Below are 17,607 nucleotides of genomic sequence, written 5' to 3' on the forward strand. Positions count from 1 at the left end.
TCCTGTTTGATTTCCCTTCATCAAATTTTGATGATATCCCTTCAATCCAGGGAGGGGTTTCCGTGGCCAGGACGACGCTGCAAGACGTCGCGCGTGAAGCCGGCGTCAGCGTTGCGACCGTCGATCGCGTGCTGAACGGACGTGCCGGCATCCATGCGCGCATGGTCGACCGCGTGAAGGCGGCGGTCGAAAGGCTGCATTATGAGCCGGACCGGCTGGCCTCGCGCCTGTCGCGGGCGCGCGATTTCCGCTTCACCGTGGTGCTGCCGGTCGGCGCCAACGATTTCATGCACACGCTGGAACGCGAGTTCCGCACCCTCGCCCGCCGCTATGAGGCCGAGCGGGTGGCGATCGACGTGCTGCTGGTCGACGTCTTCGACGGCGAGGCCCTGGCCGAGGCGCTGGAAGGACTGCCGGCGGAACTCGACGGCGTCGCCATGGTGGCGCTGGACCACCCGGCCGTGGTCGAGGCGCTGAAGACCCTGGCCGCCCGCGGCACCACCGCGGTCACCCTGGTCTCCGACCTGCCCGGCAGCAAGCGCCGCCACTATGTCGGCCTCGACAACCACGCCGCCGGCCGCACCGCCGCCAGCCTGATGGGCCGCTTCCTCGGCCAACGCCCGGGCAAGGTCGGGCTGATCGCCGGCTCGCTGCAGCTGCGCGACCATATCGAGCGGCAATTCGGCTTCGAGCAGGTCATCGCCCGCGAATACAAGCAGCTGGAGGTGTTGCCGCTGCGCGAGGCGCGCGACGACGCCGCCCGGGTCGAGGCCGCCGCCCGCACCCTCTTGGACGAGAACCCGGACCTGGTCGGCCTCTACAATGTCGGCGGCGGCCAGCAGGGCGTGGTCGCGGCGCTGGAGGCGACCGGCCGGGCCCGCGACATCGTCTTCATCGGCCACGAGCTGACCGAGTTCACCCGCCGCCACCTGATCCGCGGCACCATCGACGCCGTCATCAACCAGGACCCGGGCCACATGGCGCGCAGCAGCATCCGGGTGCTGCTGGCGCTGCGCGACGACGTGCCGATCGTGCCGGACCAGGAGCGGATCCGGATCGACATCTTCATCCGGGACAACATGCCATGATCCCCTCCCCTGTCTCCGGGCCGGTGCTGTCCGTCCAGGGCCTCGGCAAGACCTTCGGCACGGTGGCCGTGTTGCAGGAGATCGGCTTCGAGCTGCAGCCGGGCGAGGTCCATGCCGTGATCGGCGAGAATGGCGCCGGCAAGTCGACGCTGATGAAGATCCTGGCCGGGCATCTGGAGCCGACCGCCGGCACCATCAGCATGAACGGCGCCCCGATCCGCTTCGCCGGCCCGGTGGATGCCGAGCGGCACGGCATCGTGCTGGTGCATCAGGAGATCCTGCTGGCGCCGCATCTGACCGTGGCCGAGAACCTGTTCCTCGGCCGCGAGGTCCGCCGCGGCCTCGCCGTGGACGACCGCGCCATGAACGCCCGCGCAGCCGGGGCGGTGCGGTCGCTGGGGGCGGAGATCGACCCGGCCGTCGTGGTCGCCCAGCTGTCGATCGCCCAACGCCAGCTGGTGCAGATCGCCCGGGCGCTGCTGGTGCCGCACAGCGTCGTGATCTTCGACGAGCCGACGGCGTCGCTGACCTCGCACGAGACTGACGCGCTGCTCAAGGTCATCCACGACATCCGCGCCAAGGGCGTCGGGGTGCTCTACGTCTCGCACCGTCTGCCGGAGGTGAAGGCGATCGCCGACCGGGTGACGGTGCTGCGCGACGGCCGGCTGGTCGGCACCCGGCCCGCCGCGGAGCTGCAGCCGGTCGACATGGCGCGGATGATGGTCGGCCGCGACATGTCCAATCTCTACCCGCCGCGCACCGGCGCCCCGGCCGGCGACCCGGTGCTCGAGGTCAGGGGCATGACCGTGCCGCGCTATGCCGAGGATGCGTCCTTCACCTTGCGGCGCGGCGAGATCCTGGGCTTCGCCGGGCTGGTCGGCGCCGGCCGCACCGAGCTGCTGGAGGGCGTGCTGGGGCTGCGCACGGCCCATGGCGAGGTCCGGCGGAACGGCGAGGCGGTGCGCTTCGCCACGGTGCGCGACAGCATGGCGGCCGGCATCGTCTATCTCAGCGAGGACCGCAAAGGCAAAGGCCTGCTGCTGGCCCAGGACCTGCGCATCAACCTCACCCTGGCGGCGCTGAAGCGCTTCACCCGCGGGCCGGTGATCGACACCGCGAAGGAATGGGCGGAGCTGGACCACGCCATCGCCGCCTTCGACGTCCGCACCCGCCGCAAGGACCTGCTGGCCGGGCAGCTGTCCGGAGGCAACCAGCAGAAGCTGCTCCTGGGCAAGATGATGCTGCTGGAGCCGGAGATCGTGGTGATCGACGAGCCGACGCGCGGCATCGACATCGGCACCAAGCAGCAGATCTACCGCTTCGTCGCCGAGCTGGCGGCCCAGGGCAAGTCGGTGATCGTGATCTCCTCGGAGATGCAGGAGCTGATCGGCCTGTGCCACCGCATCCTGGTGATGCGGTCGGGCCGCATCGTCGGCGAGGTCACCGGCGAGGCGATGACCGAGGACGAGATCGTGACCTACGCCACCGGCGTGAAGACCATGGCATTGGCTGGGGAAGCATGAGCACCACGACCACGACGCCCGCCGGACGGGGCTTCAGATTCGACATCCGCACCGCGGCGCCCTTCTTCGCCCTGGCCGTGCTGATCGTCGTCGGCGCCCTGCTGAACCCGAACTTCCTCAGCGCCGACAACCTGCTGAACGTGGCCACGCGCAGCGCCTTCATCGCCATCATCGCGGTCGGCGCCACCTTCGTCATCACCGCGGGCGGCCTCGACCTGTCGGTCGGGTCGATGGCCGGCTTCGTCGCCGGCGCCATGATCCTGCTGATGAACGCGGCGCCGCTCGGCGACGGCATGAGCCTGATCGCGCTGGCCATGGCCGCGGCGATCATGCTGGGCGCGCTGTGCGGCCTTGGCAACGGGCTGATCACCACGGTCGGGCGAATCGAGCCCTTCATCGTCACCCTCGGCACCATGGGCATCTATCGCGGCCTGCTGATCTGGCTGGCCGAGGGCGGATCGATCGCGATGAAGGCGCCGGACCTGCGGGCGCTGTACCGCCCGGTCTATTTCGGCACGGTGTTCGGCGTGCCGGTGCCGATCCTGGTGATCCTGGCGGTCGGCGCGCTCGGCGCCTTCGTGCTGTACCGCACCCCGTTCGGCCGCCATGTCCGCGCCGTCGGGTCCAGCGAGGACGTCGCCCGCTATTCCGGCATCGCCGTCGACCGCGTGCGGACCCTGACCTATGTCATCCAGGGCGTCTGCGTCGCCGTAGCCGTGCTGGTCTATGTGCCGCGGCTCGGCTCCGCCACCTCGACCACCGGGCTGTTGTGGGAGCTGCAGGCGATCACCGCCGTGGTCGTCGGCGGCACCGCGCTGCGCGGCGGCGTCGGCCGGATCTGGGGCACGATCTGCGGCGCCCTGATCCTCGAGGTCGTCGGCAACATCATGGCCCTGTCCAACCTGGTCAGCGAGTACCTGATCGGCGCGGTGCAGGGCGCCATCATCATCATCGCCATGCTGGTGCAGCGATCGCTGCTGCGCCGGCCGGGCGGCTGAGTGCGGGGCGGAGCCGCCCGTTCGCAACAGGCTCGATTCGTGGGGAGGAATTATATGCGTTTCAAGATGATCGGCCTCGCGGCCGTGGCCCTGCTGGCGGCCTTCGGCGCCGCCCAGGCGCAGGAGAGCAAGACCATCGCCGTGTCGATCCCGGCCGCCGACCATGGCTGGACCGGCGGCGTCGTCTACCACGCGCAGGAGCAGGCGAAGGCGCTGGAAGCCCGCTATCCGGGGCTGAAGGTGATCGTCAAGACCTCGCCGGACGGCGCCTCGCAGGCCAATGCGCTGGAGGATTTGACCACCCAGGGCATCGATGCGCTGGTGGCCCTGCCGCACAACTCCGACGAGCTGACCGACCCGATCCGCCAGGTAAAGTCGAAGGGCGTCTTCGTCACCGTGGTCGACCGGGCGCTGAGCGACCAGTCGATCCAGGACCTCTACGTCGCCGGCAACAACCCGGAGCTGGGCCGCGTCGCCGGCAAATACATCAAGGACACGCTGGGCACCGGCGACGTCGTGGTCATCCGCGGCCTGCCGATCGTGATCGACGAGGAGCGGATCAAGGGCTTCGACGAGGCGATTGCCGGCAGCGGCATCAAGGTGCTGGACAAGCAGTTCGGCAATTGGAGCCGCGACGACGCCTTCAAGGTGATGCAGGACTACCTGGCCAAGTACCCGAAGATCGACGCGGTGTGGTGCCAGGATGACGACATGGCCGTGGGCGTGCTGGAGGCGATCCAGCAGGCCAACCGCACCGACATCAAGTTCGTGGTCGGCGGCGCCGGCATGAAGGACATGGTCAAGAAGGTGATGGACGGCGACAAGATGATCCCGGTCGACGTGCTGTACCCGCCGGCCATGGTCGCGGTGGCGATGGACCTGACCGCCGCCAATCTCTACGACCACCTGCCGGTCCGCGGCCGATACATCCTGGATGCCACGCTGGTGACCAAGGACAACGCCAAGGAGTTCTACTTCCCGGACTCGCCGTTCTGAGGAGAGGCCCCGCCCTCCCCCTGCTGTCATTGCCGGGCTTGATCCGGCAATCCAGTGGGTCTCGACAGTCTCCGGATGCCCGGGTCAAGCCCGGGCATGACAGGGAGGAGGACGCAGAGAGAAAAACCCCGGCTACAGGCCGGGGTTTTCCATTCGGACAGTGCACCAGGATCAGAAATTCAGCGCCTTGGCCTGGACCACGCTGGGCAGGCCCTGCACGGTCTTGACGATCCCCTCCGCCACCGGACTGTCGACCGAAACCAGCGCCAGGGCGCTGCCGCCCTCCGGCCGGCGGCCGAGATTGAAGTTGGCGATGTTGATGCCGGCGTCGCCCAGCACCGTGCCGAGCCGGCCGATGAAGCCCGGCTTGTCCTCGTTGCGCACGAACAGCATGTTGCGCGCCACCTCGGCCTCCAGCGAGATGCCCTCGAGCTCGACGATCCGCGGCTTGGTACCGGCGAACAGCGAGCCGGCGATGCTGCGCGTCTGGCGCTCGGTCGTCACCGTCAGCCGCACCAGCGTGTGGTAGTCCTCGCAAGTCTCGCGCTTGGTCTCGCTCACGTCGATGTCGTATTCGCGCGCCACCACCGGCGCCGACACCATGTTGACGCTGTCGAGCAGCGGCCGCAGCAGCCCGGCCAGGATGACGCTGGTGATCGGCCGGGTGTTGAGCTGGGCGACATCGCCCTCATAGGTGATGTTGACCGCCTTCAGCCGGGTCTCGGTGATCTGGCCGGCGAAGCCGCCGAGCTGCTCGACCAGCGCCAGGTACGGCTTCAGCTTCGGCGCCTCCTCCGCCGTCACCGACGGCATGTTCAGCGCGTTGGTCACGGCGCCGGACAGCAGGAAGTCGGAGATCTGCTCGGCCACCTGCAGCGCCACATTCTCCTGCGCCTCGCTGGTGGCGGCACCGAGATGCGGGGTGCAGACCACGTTGGGCAGGCCGAAGAAGGCGCTTTCCTTCGCCGGCTCGACCGCGAAGACGTCCAGCGCCGCGCCGGCGACATGGCCGGATTTCAGCGCCGCCAGCAGGTCGTCCTCGACGATCAGCCCGCCGCGGGCGCAGTTGATGATGCGCACTCCGGGCTTCATCTTCGCGATCGCCGCCGCGTCGATGATGTTGCGGGTCTGGTCGGTCAGCGGCGTGTGCAGCGTCAGGAAATCGGCGCGCTGGAACAGCCCGTCCAGCTCGACCTTCTCCACGCCCAGGTCCAGCGCCCGCTCCGGCGACAGGAACGGGTCGTAGGCGATGACCTTCATCTTCAGGCCGATGCCGCGGTCGGCGACGATCGAGCCGATGTTGCCGCAGCCGATCAGGCCCAGCGTCTTGCCGAACAGCTCGACACCCATGAAGCGGGACTTCTCCCACTTGCCGGCATGGGTCGAGGCGTTGGCGTCCGGCAGCTGCCGGGCCAGCGCGAACATCATGGCGATGGCGTGCTCGGCGGTGGTGATCGAGTTGCCGAAGGGCGTGTTCATCACCACCACGCCGCGCTGGGTGGCCGCCGGCACGTCGACATTGTCGACGCCGATGCCGGCGCGGCCGACGACCTTCAGGTTGGTCGCGGCGGCCAGCACCTCCTTGGTCACCTTGGTGGCCGAGCGGATGGCGAGGCCGTCATACTGGCCGATGATCGCCTTCAGCTCCTCGGGCTTGAGGTCAGTGCGGACATCGACCTCGACGCCGCGGTCACGGAAGATGGCGACGGCGGCCGGGGACAGGCTGTCGGAAATGAGAACCTTGGGCATCGTCTTGCTCCGAAGGGACCTGCGTCTCGCCGCTCCGCGACGGTGGCGGGGCGAGGCGCAGGACGTTGTCAGGAAGGAGAGGTCAGGCCGCCAGCTTCAGCTCGGCCCGGGCGCGGTCGAACGCCCAGTCGAGCCAAGGCAGCAGCGCCTCGAGATCGGCGGTGTCGATCGTGGCGCCGCCCCAGATGCGCAGGCCCGGGGGCGCATCCCGATAGCCGTTGATGTCGAAGGCGACGCCTTCCTTCTCCAGCAGCGAGGCAATCTTCTTCGGCACCGCGGCCTGGGCTTCCTCGTCCAGCGCCGTGATCGCCGGGTCGACGATCTTCAGGCAGATCGAGGTGCAGGAGCGGATCGCCGGATCCGCCGCCAGGAAGTCGACCCAGGGGGTGCGCGCGACCCAGGCGGCGACGGCGGCGAGATTGTTCTCCGAACGCTCGACCAGCTTGTCCAGGCCGCCGATCTCCTCGGCCCAGGCGAGGCCGTCGATCGCGTCCTCGACGCACAGCATCGACGGGGTGTTGATGGTCTCGCCCTTGAACGGGCCCTCGGCCAGCTTGCCCTTGGAGGTCAGGCGGAACACCTTCGGCAGCGGCCAGGCCGGGGTGTAGCTCTCCAGCCGCTCCACCGCGCGGGGCGACAGGGCCAGCATGCCATGCGCGCCCTCCCCGCCCAGCACCTTCTGCCAGGACCAGGTGACGACGTCGAGCTTGTCCCAGGGCAGGTCCATGGCGAAGGCGGCCGAGGTGGCGTCGCAGATCACCAGGCCCTGGCGGCCGGCCGGGATGGCGTCGCCATTCGCCAGGCGCACGCCGGAGGTGGTGCCGTTCCAGGTCAGCACCACGTCGCGGTCGAAATCGACCTGGCCGAGATCCGGCAGTTCGCCATAGGCGGCCGTGAAGGTGCGGACATCCGGCAGCCTGAGCTGCTTGACGACGTCGGTGACCCAGCCCTCGCCGAAGCTTTCCCAGGCCAGGAGGTCGACGCCGCGGGCGCCGAGCAGGGTCCACAGCGCCATCTCGACGGCGCCGGTGTCCGACCCCGGCACGATGGCCAGGCGCCAGCCGGCGGGCATGCGCAGCACGCGCTTCGACCGCTCGATCACATCGGCCAGCTTGGCCTTGCCGATGCCGGCGCGATGCGACCGGCCGAGGGCGGCATTCTGCAGCGCCTCGAGCGACCAGCCGGGACGCTTGGCACAGGGACCGGAGGAGAAATTGGGGTTGCGCGGACGGAGTCCGGGCGTGGGGGCGAGCGCACTCGCAGTCATGTCTATCCTTCCAGATAGCAGCGTCCCGGTGGGGGGACGTGGCCCGCCGCCGAGCATATGGATCGACGGCGCCGCGTCAATCGCTATCTGCAAAGCGTCCGGCGCAGGTCTGGCAGCGCAAGTTTGCGCAAGGACTCATGCAACGGGCACCCTGCCCCCTCACCCTCCCATTCGCCAACGCGAATGGGCCCCTCCCTCTCCCCGAGGAGAGGGGAAAATGGAGCTGGGCTCGGTCACCTCTCCTTGGGGAGAGGTCGAAATCGCGTAGCGATTTCGGGTGAGGGGGGCGGGCACCAGCCCGTCAGGCCGCCACGGTCTCGATCGTGGCGCAGATCTCGCCGACCAGGGCCTCGATCAGCGCGGCATCCTCGCCCTCGGCCATCACCCGGATCACCGGCTCGGTGCCGGATTTGCGGATCAGCAGGCGGCCGTCCTTGCCGAGCTTCGCCTCGGCCGCGGCGATCGCCTGCTGCACCGGCGCCTGCTCCAGCGGCGACGGCGCGCCCGGCACCGGCGTGAAGCGGACGCTGCGCAGACGCTGCGGCATCGGCTCGAACACCCGGAACACCTCGCTGGACGGCCGGCCGGACTGCTGGATCACCGCCAGCACCTGCAGCGCCGCGATCAGCCCATCGCCCGTGGTGGCATGGTCGCTCATGACGATGTGGCCGGACTGCTCGCCGCCCAGGTTCAGGCCGCGCTCGCGCATGGTCTCGACCACGTAGCGGTCGCCCACGGCGGTGCGGATCAGGCTGATGCCCAGGCCGCCCAGAAACCGCTCCATGCCCAGGTTGGACATCACCGTGGCGGCCACGGCCGGCTGCGCCAGGCGGCCGCCGGAGAACCAGTCGCGCGCGATCATCGCCATCAGCTGGTCGCCGTCGATCTGGTGGCCGGTCTCGTCGGCCATGATCAGCCGGTCGGCGTCGCCGTCCAGCGACAGACCCAGATGGGCGCCATGAACCACCACCGCCTGCTGCATCGCATCGGTCGCGGTGGCGCCGCAGCCCTTGTTGATGTTCAGCCCATCGGGCGACACGCCGATGGTCACGACCTCGGCCCCCAGCTCCCACAGCACCGCGGGGGCGACCTTGTAGGCGGCGCCGTTGGCGCAGTCGACCACGACCTTGAGGCCGTCGAGCCGGAGCCCCTTGGGAAAGGTGTTCTTGGCGTATTCGATGTAGCGGCCGGAGGCGTCGTCCAGCCGCCGGGCGCGGCCGAGCCGGGCCGGCGCGGCGAGCTGGTCGTCGGCCGGCTGGGCGATGCGGTCCTCGATCGCCTTTTCGACCTCGTCCGACAGCTTGTAGCCGTCCGGCCCGAACAGCTTGATGCCGTTGTCCTCATACGGGTTGTGCGAGGCCGAGATCATCACCCCGAGATCGGCGCGCAGCGACCGGGTCAGCATGGCGATGGCCGGGGTCGGGATCGGGCCGACCAGGGTGACGTCCATGCCGGCGCCGATGAAGCCCGCGGTCAGCGCCGGCTCCAGCAGATAGCCGGACAGCCGCGTGTCCTTGCCGATCACCACCAGGTGGCGATGGTCGCCGCGCCGGAACTGCGCCGCCGCCGCCGTCGCCACCTTCAACGCCGTCTCGGCCGTCATCGGCTCGACATTCGCGCGACCGCGGATGCCGTCGGTCCCGAACAGCTTGCGCGTCATCTAATCCCCACCCTCTGTCCCGTCCTGCAGCGCCGACCACACGGCCAGCGCCTGCCGCGTCTCCGCGGCGTCGTGCACCCGTAAGATTTGCACCCCCTGGGCGACGCCGTACAGCCCCGCCGCGATCGATCCCGGCACCCGGCCCTTCGGATCGGCGGCGCCGGACAGGCTGCCGATGAAGCGCTTGCGCGATACGCCGAGCAGCACGGCGCAGCCTAACCCGTGCAGCAGCGAGAGGCCGCGCAGCAGCGGCAGGTTATGGGTCACCGACTTCTTGCCGAAGCCGATCCCCGGATCGATGGCGATACGGCCGGGCGGGATGCCGGCGGCGGCGCAGACCGCCACCCGCTGCTCCAGCCAGTCGCAGACGTCGAGCAGCACATCGTCATAGGCGGGATCCTGCTGCATCGTCCTCGGCTCGCCCTGGATGTGCATCAGCACCACCGGGCAGCCGGCGCGGGCGACGACGCCGAGGCTGGCGGGATCGCCAGTCAGGCCGGTGACGTCGTTGACGATGCGGGCGCCGGCGGCCAGCGCCGCCTGCATCACCACGGCGTGGCGGGTGTCGACCGACACGGCCAGGCCGCGGTTGGCGAGGTCGCGGATCACCGGGTCGATCCGGGCGATCTCCTCCTTGGCCGAGACCGGGGCGGAGCCGGGCCGGGTCGATTCGCCGCCGATGTCGAGGATCTCCGCCCCCGCCTCGGCCAGCGCCAGCCCTTGGGCGATGGCGCGGCCCGCATCGGCGAAGTCGCCGCCGTCGGAGAAGCTGTCGGGGGTGACGTTGACGATGCCCATCAGCCGTGGCCGGTCGAGCCCGAGGCCGGCGAAGGCGAGGCGCGGGCGGCTGAGCCGGTCGAGACGGTCGTCGACCGCGGCGCCGAGGCCGTGGCGTTCGGCCCAGCGGCGCAGGGTGTCGAGATTGGCGACGGCACGGACACACTCCGGACAGATTCCATCCTTGTCCCCCCTCCCCTTGCGGGAGGGGGTTAGGGGGAGGGGTCTGCGCACGTCTGCGCGCGAATGGGCTGATGGTCCGCTTGGCTGTACAGGCTGGTCTGCCACGGTCCGGGAGGTGTCGAGCGGAGAGTGCCCCCTCCCCCTATCCCCCTCCCGCGGGGGGAGGGGGGACTCCGTTCCCTCTCTGAGAATCAGCTCGACCCGGTCGAAGGACAGCAGGCCGCCGGCCAAAGGCAGCGCCCCCGGCACGGCGTCGGCCAGACCGAGCGGGCGCAGATACAGCCGCACCCCGGGACCGGCCAAGGGCGCAAAATCGTCGGTGAGGGAAACGGCACGGGCCGCGTCGAAACGCGGCCCGTGGGTCTTGTCAGTCGTCATCCGGTCAGGTGCCCGCCCGATCAGGTACCAGGTTGCGGCTCCGGATCCATGCCCTTGGCGCCGCCCGACGGCACCGAGGTGCGCTTGCCGCTGGTCGGGCGCTTCGGCGGCGGCGGCTCGTCATTCGGCTCCGGCCGCACGATCGGCTCGCCGCGAAGGATCAGGCCCCGCACCTCGTCGCCGGTCAGCGTCTCGAATTCGAGCAGCGCGTTGGCCAGCAGGTGCAACTGGTCGATATGCTCGGTCAGGATGTTGCGGGCCTTGGACTCGGCCTCCTCGATCAGGCGACGCATCTCCTCGTCGATGATCTTGGCGGTCTCCTCCGAGATGTTCTGGGTCTGCGTCACCGAATGGCCGAGGAACACCTCCTGGCCGTTCGAGCTGTAGCGCAGCCGGCCCAGCTTCGGCGACATGCCCCATTCGGTCACCATGGCGCGGGCCAGGTTGGTCGCCGCCTGGATGTCACTCGAGGCACCGCTGGTCACCCGCTCCGGCCCGAAGATCAGCTCTTCCGCCAGGCGGCCGCCGAAGGTCATGGCCAGCCGCGATTCCATCTGGATCTTGGCCCAGCTGATGCGGTCGTTCTCCGGCAGGCTGACCACCATGCCGAGCGCCCGGCCGCGCGGGATGATCGTCGCCTTGTGGATCGGATCATGCTCCGGCACGTACAGACCGACGATGGCGTGGCCGGCCTCGTGGTATGCGGTGGTCTTCTTCTCGGCATCGGTCATGACCATGGACCGCCGCTCGGCGCCCATCATGACCTTGTCCTTGGCCTCCTCGAACTCGGCATGGGCGACCACGCGCTTGCCGCGCCGGGCGGCCAGCAGGGCGGCCTCGTTGACCAGGTTGGCCAGGTCGGCGCCGGAGAAGCCGGGCGTGCCGCGGGCGATGACTCGCGGGTCGACATCCGGCGCCAGCGGCACCTTGCGCATATGGACCTTGAGGATCTTCTCGCGGCCCATGATGTCCGGGTTCGGCACCACCACCTGGCGGTCGAAGCGGCCGGGGCGCAGCAGCGCCGGATCCAGCACGTCCGGACGGTTGGTGGCGGCGATCAGGATCACGCCCTCATTCGCCTCGAAACCGTCCATCTCGACGAGCAGCTGGTTCAGCGTCTGCTCGCGCTCGTCGTTGCCGCCGCCCAGGCCGGCACCGCGATGGCGGCCGACCGCGTCGATCTCGTCGATGAAGATGATGCAGGGGGCGTTCTTCTTGCCCTGCTCGAACATGTCGCGGACGCGGGAGGCGCCGACGCCGACGAACATCTCGACGAAGTCCGAGCCGGAAATGGTGAAGAACGGCACGTTGGCCTCGCCCGCGACCGCGCGGGCGGTCAGGGTCTTACCCGTACCCGGGGGGCCGACCAGCAACACGCCCTTCGGAATCTTGCCGCCCAGGCGCTGGAATTTCTGCGGGTCCTTCAGGAACTCGACGATCTCCTCGAGCTCCTGCTTGGCCTCGTCGATGCCGGCGACGTCGTCGAAGGTGACGCGGCCGGTGCGCTCGGTCAGCAGCCGGGCGCGGCTCTTGCCGAACCCCATGGCCTTGCCGCCACCGGACTGCATCTGGCGCATGAAGAAGATCCAGACGCCGATCAGCAGCAGCATCGGCAGCCAGTTCAGCAGCATGCCGGTGATGATGTTCGGCCCCTCGGGCGCCGCGGCCTGCACCTTGACGCCGGCCTGCGTCATCTTGTTGACGATGTCGGTGCCGTCCGGGACGTAGGTCGAGAAGGTCCCGCCGCCGCCAGTCTGGTTGTAATGGCCGCTGACGGTGTTGCCCTGGACCTTGGCGTCCCCGACCTGGCCCTTCTCGACCGCGGTCACCAGGTCGCTATAGGCCAGCTCGCCCTGCGGGGCACGGCCGCCGGAGCTCTGAAACAGGTTGAACAGCGCCAGGAGCAGCAGGCCGATGATGATCCAGAGCGCGAAGTTCTTGCCGAAATTGTTCACGGACGGTCGCCTCATGTCCCGCGCATACCGCTTGCGCGGCGCCACGGCGTCGTGGGTCCCCGGAAAGCCTCCGGAGGCTCGCTAGTAGATAATATAGCGCCGCGTCTAAACAACCGGGAATCCAATCGAAAGCAGCGGTCGAAGCGGCTCGAACCGCAGAAACAGGCCGTCTCCGGCCATGCCGGCAAGGCTCGGAGGGCGCAGCACGTGGCCGTTCCGCCACAGCGCCGGCAATACCGCGGCCGCGTCGAAGGGCAGATCGGCGCGCCGCGCCGTCCCCTTCGCCGCGTCGCCCCAGGCCGCGATCCGGTCGCCCGGAGCGGCGTCGGTGGGGATGTCGATGTGGAATCGACCGTCCCAGAGCAAGGATGCGCCAGGCGCCGGGCCGAGGATTTCCGGCAGGAAGCGGCGCTCGCGAAATACCAGCAGCCGGTCGGCGGCGGCGCGCAGGCGGCAATGCCCCAGAGTGCGGTCGAGGGTGCGACCCAGCAGCGCACCGGCCCGCACCGCATCGGCCAACCGCTCCAGCGCATCGAAGCGAGCCTCGCCGCCCCCGCCGATGCAGGCGGTGACGGAGTCGAGCAGGCGCCGGGTAATCTCCGGCTCGGCCTGCTGCAGGGCCGTGAGGTCGATCGCGGCATAGCCGGCGGGGGCGAGCCACACGGCGCGGCGGCCCAGATCGGCGGCGATTCGCTCCAGCGCGGCGCGGGCCTGGCCGGCGCGGCGGGCCAGGGCGAACAGCCGGTCGTCGGTCAGGCCTTCCGCGGCCAGCACCTCGCGGGCAGCGCGCAGCCGGGGCCGGGCGTAGCGGCTGCGGCGGTTAGAGGGGTCGTCGACCGGGATCACGCCGAATCCGGCGCAGGTGGCCGCCAGCCGCGCCTTCGGCAGGTCGAGCAGCGGCCGCAGCAGCCGGCCCCAGGGCGCGGGGCGCCAGGCGGCCATGCCGGCCAGCCCGTCGATGCCGCTGCCCTTGGCCAGGCGCAGCAGCACGGTCTCGGCCTGGTCCTCGCGATGATGGGCGACCAGCAGGTCGCAGATGCCGGACTCGCGGCAAGCCAGGTCCAGCAGGTCGTAGCGGGCGCGGCGCGCCTGGTCCTGCGAGGCCCGGGCTGGGGCGTCGGTCCAGGTCAGGATGCGGTGGGGAATGTCGTGCCGGGCCAGGGAAGCGCCGACGGCGTCGGCTTCGGCGGTCGAGTCCGGGCGCAGCCGGTGGTCGACGGTCAGGGCCAGGATCTGGCCGCCCCTCTGCCGGACCCAGCGTGCGGCGAGGAGGCTGAGCGCCATGCTGTCGGGGCCGCCGGAGACGGCGACGGCGAGGCGGAGAGGCCGGTCGAACGGGCCGAGGCGGTCGAGCCGCGCGGCGAATTCTTCGTCCTTGACCGGGTCATGCATGCATCAGCAGCGCAGCAGCAGCTGCTGGTCCTTGGCGCGGCGCAGCATCTGCGCCGGGGCGTCGGGATAATCCGCCACCAGCCGGGCGAAGGCGTCGCAGGCCGAGCGGTCCTGCCGGGCCGCCAGCAGGGACTGGGCCAGGCGCATCAGCGCGGCCGGCGCCCGCGGCCCGCGCGGATCCATCGACCAGGCGGTGTTGAAGGCATTGGCCGCCTCGCCCGGGCGGCCTTGGGCCAGCAGGGACTCGCCGAGGCTGTACGGGTCGGTCGTATCGCCGCCCGGCGCCGCGGCGAGACCGTAGGATTGCGGCTCGGTCGAGGCGAAGCCCGGGACCGAGGTCCCGGGATCGGCCGCGCCCATGTCCTGAATCATGCCGCCCAGGCTGTCGCCCTGGCCGTCATAGGCCGGGGGCAACGGTTCGGCGTCGGACCGCTTCGGCGGCATCAGCGGCGTCGGGGTGAAGGGCTGCGGCGTCCGCGGCGCGGCCGGGGCGCTCTGGGCCGGCGCCCGCTTGGCGGGAGCCGGAGCCGGCGCGGCCTTGGCGCCGCCACCGCCGCCCTCGAGCTCGTTCAGCCGGAACTCGATGTCGGCCTGGGCCCGCTTCAGCTGATCGGCGAGCTGCTGGTTCTGGTACTGCAGTTGCTCGATCTGGCCGGTCAGCTGCGAGATCTGCTGCTCCAGCGTGCTGACCCGGACCTCGAGCTGGGCCTCGTAGCTCTGCGCCCGGCCCGGCCCGGACGGGGCCAGGACCGCGACGGCGAGCGCCGCGACCGCAAGAATACTCCATCGCCTGTGCGAAGCCGGCATGTCGCCTCCACCTCCACGGTTCGGGGCACGGGACCGATCTTGGGCCGATCCCAGCGGCGAAAATAAGACGCGCCGGGCACAGCGGCAACGGCGATGCCGCTGCCGCCGTCCGGCGCGCGAGTCCTCCGTCCGGAGGCGAACCGGGGGACCGGTCCGCCGTCCTGGCGGGATCAGTTGACGACGGTGACCGCCCGGCGGTTCTGCGCCCAGGCCGACTCGTCATGGCCCGGCACCGCCGGACGCTCCTTGCCGTAGCTGATGGTGGTGACCCGCGACGGGGCAACGCCATTGGCGATCAGGTAGTTGCGCACCGAGTTGGCGCGGCGGTCGCCGAGCGCGAGGTTGTACTCGCGGGTGCCGCGCTCGTCGGCGTGGCCTTCGACGGTCACGGCGACGCTCTGGTACTGCTGCAGCCAGCCGCCCTGCTTGTTCAGCGTGGCCTGCGCCTCGGGGCTCAGGTCGAAGCCGTTGAGCGAGAAGAACACGCGGTCGCCGATGTTCTGCGCCAGATCCTGCTGCGAGCCGGGAGCGGCGGTGCCGGAGCCAAGGCCGCCGGCGCCGGCGCCGGTGCCGGCGTTCTGGGTGGAGCTGCAGGCCGTGGCCAGCAGCAGAGCCCCCATGAGGGACACAATCTTGAGACGCATGGTATTTGCCCCTGACGTGGATCCGACGTTACGATTCGGAAAGCGGTTGAGGGAAAAGCAGGTTACTGCCCGCTCCGCAAGGTATTTCTTGCGATATTTCTAGCATTTCTGCGGCTTGCCGTCACGGCAGCAGCGGCGACCAGGCGGCGTCGGACGCATCGAAGGGCGTCGGCACCGCGGCGCTGACCCGGCCGGTGATGTCGACCGTGACCAGCTTGCTGCCGCCGCCGCCGCTCGCCGTGTACATCAGCACGCGACCGTTCGGCGCCCAGGTCGGGCCTTCCGCCAGGAAGCCCGAGGCTAGGTCACGCTCGCCCGTCCCGTCCGGCCGCATCACGCCGATCGAGAACTGGCCGCCCGTGATCTTGGTGAAAGCGATCAGGTCGCCGCGCGGCGACCACACCGGGGTGCCGTAGGTGCCTTGGCCGAAGCTGAGGCGGCGCACGCCCGAGCCGTCGGAGTTCATGATGTAGAGCTGCTGGCTGCCGCCGCGGTCGCTCTCGAACACGATCTGCGTCCCGTCCTTGGAATAGGAGGGCGAGGTCTCGATCGAGGGATCCGAGGTCAGGCGCTGCACCGAGCGGGTGCGCAGGTCCATGACGTAGATGTCGGTGTTGCCGGCCTGCGCCATGCTGAAGATCACCCGGTTGCCGTCCGGGCTGAAGCGCGGCGAGAAGGTCATGTTGGCGAAATCGCCGAGCGATTCCTGCCGGCCGCTGCCGAGGTCGAGCAGATAGACCCGCGGCTTGTTGCCGACATAGGCCATGTAGGTGATCTGCTGTGTGTTCGGCGAGAAGCGCGGCGTCAGCACCAGCTGGGAGCCGTCGGTCAGGAACTGATGGTTCGCGCCGTCCTGGTCCATGATCGCCAGGCGCTTGACCCGGTTGATCTGGGGCCCGGTCTCGGAGACGTAGACGATGCGGGTGTCGAAATAGCCGTCCTCGCCGGTCACGGCGCGGTAGATCTCGTCCGCGATCTTGTGGGCGACGCGGCGCATCAGCGCGCTGTCGCCCGTCAGGGTCAGGCCGGTCAGCTGCTGCTCGGCACTGACGTCCCAGAGCCGGAAGTCGACGTCGTAGCGGCCGTCGCCGCGCGGCCGGACCTGGCCGGTGACCAGGGCCTGGGCCGCCAGCACCTTCCAGTCGGCGAAGCGCGGGCCCTGCTGCAGCGACGCCGCGTCCTGGGTGAAGGCGCGCGGGTCGATCGGCGCGAACAGGCCGGAGCGCTGCAGGTCCGCGGTGATGATCTGCGTGATCTGGCTGCCGACCGAGTCACCGGGAAAGTCGGTGATCGCGATCGGCATCGGCTGGGTCACGCCCTGGTTGATGTCGATCCGGATCTCGGCCTGGGCCGGCATGGCGGCGAGCGAGAGGGATACGACCGCAGCCAGGGCGGCCAGCGTGGTCTGGAGGAAGCCTCGTTTCATTGTCTGCACCTCGGTTCCTGGCTGGTCAGAAGAAGTCTTTCGGGTCGAACACGAGAAGGAACGTATCGTTCGGCCATCCGCCGCTCGGCGCCGGCCAAGGCTGGCAGGTCGGGTTCAGGACGGCGCGCCGCGCCGCATTCGCCGCGGCCTGGTTGCCGCCGTTGTCGGCGATCGACACATCCTTCGACAGGATGGTCCCGTCCGGCTGGACGGCGGAGACGCGGATCTGCACGACGACGCCGCCGAGAGCCTGGGCGTCGATGTTCCAGCATCCCCTGATCTTGTCGCGGATCGCCCCTTGTTCGCCGACCGAGATCCTTGTGGCCGGCCCACCCTGCCCCGTCGCTCGCGGCGGACGGGTCGACGAACGGCTGCTCGTCCGCCCACTTGGCGCGCCGTCCAGAAGCCCCGCGATCTCATCGCCCTGCGGCTGCGACGGCGCGTTCGGCCGCGTCGTCGTCGCGCCCTGCTGCGTCGGCGCCGGCGGCGGAGCCTTGGGTCGCGAGCCCGGACGCGGCGCCTCGGTCGGCGTGATCGCCATCGGGTCGGCCTGCGCCGTCTCGGCCGGCGGCGTCGGCGGGGACGGAGTCGGGGTCGGCTCCGCCTCCGGCTTGCCCGAGGGCGGGTTCGGCCGCTGCTGCGGCGGCGGGGGTGGTGGCGGTTGTGGCGTCGGCGGAGGCGGCGGCGGCTTGGTGGCCTCGGGCGATGGCGCCTGCACCGGCGGAGGCGGCGGCGTGGGCGGCGGCGGCGTCGGGGTCGGCGGC

At 70.2% G+C, this 17,607-nt stretch carries 14 protein-coding genes and 1 pseudogene; 5 read left to right on the top strand and 10 right to left on the bottom strand.

Annotated elements, in window-relative coordinates; genetic code table 11:
* Positions 1-62: 62 nt before the first annotated feature.
* Genes FFK22_RS15885 through FFK22_RS15900 form a run of 4 tightly spaced genes read left to right on the top strand, consistent with a single transcriptional unit; the run spans position 63 to position 4,605 of the window.
* On the top strand, positions 63-1,088 hold the full coding sequence (locus FFK22_RS15885; protein ID WP_138891719.1) for a LacI family DNA-binding transcriptional regulator: 1,026 nt from the start codon (positions 63-65) through the stop codon (positions 1,086-1,088).
* A complete protein-coding gene (locus tag FFK22_RS15890; RefSeq protein ID WP_138891718.1) occupies positions 1,085-2,611 on the top strand; it encodes a sugar ABC transporter ATP-binding protein in 1,527 nt (508 codons plus the stop codon). The genes FFK22_RS15885 and FFK22_RS15890 overlap by 4 nt, the downstream gene beginning before the upstream one ends.
* Entirely contained in the window at positions 2,608-3,609 is a 1,002-nt protein-coding gene (locus FFK22_RS15895; protein ID WP_138891717.1) for an ABC transporter permease, read from the top strand. Before FFK22_RS15890 ends, FFK22_RS15895 begins: the two co-directional genes overlap by 4 nt.
* Positions 3,610-3,663: 54 nt before the next feature.
* A complete protein-coding gene (locus FFK22_RS15900) occupies positions 3,664-4,605 on the top strand; it encodes an ABC transporter substrate-binding protein (protein ID WP_138891716.1) in 942 nt (313 codons plus the stop codon).
* A 171-nt stretch (positions 4,606-4,776) separates the two neighbouring features.
* Here FFK22_RS15900 and serA read toward each other — a convergent pair whose 3' ends face one another.
* The 10 genes from serA to FFK22_RS15950 all read right to left on the bottom strand — a co-directional run bounded on the left by serA (position 4,777) and on the right by FFK22_RS15950 (position 17,384).
* The gene (gene serA / locus FFK22_RS15905; RefSeq protein WP_138891715.1) at positions 4,777-6,354 is read right to left on the bottom strand and encodes a phosphoglycerate dehydrogenase; all 1,578 of its coding nucleotides are present in this window, start codon (positions 6,352-6,354) and stop codon (positions 4,777-4,779) included.
* Positions 6,355-6,436: 82 nt separating this feature from the next.
* Positions 6,437-7,621 (bottom strand): phosphoserine transaminase, encoded by a 1,185-nt coding sequence (locus tag FFK22_RS15910; RefSeq protein WP_138891714.1) that lies wholly within the window; start codon positions 7,619-7,621, stop codon positions 6,437-6,439.
* A gap of 301 nt (positions 7,622-7,922) precedes the next feature.
* Positions 7,923-9,281 (bottom strand): phosphoglucosamine mutase, encoded by a 1,359-nt coding sequence (gene glmM, locus FFK22_RS15915; RefSeq protein ID WP_138893486.1) that lies wholly within the window; start codon positions 9,279-9,281, stop codon positions 7,923-7,925.
* The gene (folP, locus tag FFK22_RS15920; RefSeq protein WP_221938628.1) at positions 9,282-10,292 is read right to left on the bottom strand and encodes a dihydropteroate synthase; all 1,011 of its coding nucleotides are present in this window, start codon (positions 10,290-10,292) and stop codon (positions 9,282-9,284) included.
* 347 nt (positions 10,293-10,639) lie between these two features.
* Positions 10,640-12,589 (bottom strand): ATP-dependent zinc metalloprotease FtsH, encoded by a 1,950-nt coding sequence (ftsH, locus tag FFK22_RS15925; RefSeq protein WP_186002482.1) that lies wholly within the window; start codon positions 12,587-12,589, stop codon positions 10,640-10,642.
* Between the two features lie 90 nt (positions 12,590-12,679).
* On the bottom strand, positions 12,680-13,966 hold the full coding sequence (gene tilS / locus FFK22_RS15930) for a tRNA lysidine(34) synthetase TilS (protein WP_138893487.1): 1,287 nt from the start codon (positions 13,964-13,966) through the stop codon (positions 12,680-12,682).
* A gap of 3 nt (positions 13,967-13,969) precedes the next feature.
* Positions 13,970-14,773, bottom strand: coding sequence for a tetratricopeptide repeat protein (locus FFK22_RS15935; RefSeq protein ID WP_143956827.1), 804 nt, complete (start codon positions 14,771-14,773; stop codon positions 13,970-13,972).
* Between the two features lie 170 nt (positions 14,774-14,943).
* A complete protein-coding gene (gene pal / locus FFK22_RS15940; protein ID WP_138893620.1) occupies positions 14,944-15,417 on the bottom strand; it encodes a peptidoglycan-associated lipoprotein Pal in 474 nt (157 codons plus the stop codon).
* A 121-nt stretch (positions 15,418-15,538) separates the two neighbouring features.
* Positions 15,539-16,843, bottom strand: a complete 1,305-nt coding sequence (tolB, locus tag FFK22_RS15945; RefSeq protein ID WP_138893621.1) for a Tol-Pal system beta propeller repeat protein TolB — start codon at positions 16,841-16,843, stop codon at positions 15,539-15,541.
* 25 nt (positions 16,844-16,868) lie between these two features.
* Positions 16,869-17,384 carry a hypothetical protein gene (locus tag FFK22_RS15950; protein ID WP_186002483.1) on the bottom strand — a complete coding sequence of 172 codons (516 nt, stop codon included), beginning with the start codon at positions 17,382-17,384 and terminating at the stop codon, positions 16,869-16,871.
* Between FFK22_RS15950 and FFK22_RS43845 the strand changes: the two are divergent.
* Positions 17,374-17,607 (top strand): annotated as a pseudogene (locus FFK22_RS43845) (PE family protein); the annotation flags it as partial. The gene FFK22_RS15950 and the pseudogene FFK22_RS43845 overlap by 11 nt on opposite strands.

Origin of the sequence: Mycobacterium sp. KBS0706, assembly GCF_005938675.2 — a bacterium.
Taxonomy (GTDB): Bacteria; Pseudomonadota; Alphaproteobacteria; order DSM-16000; family Inquilinaceae; genus Inquilinus.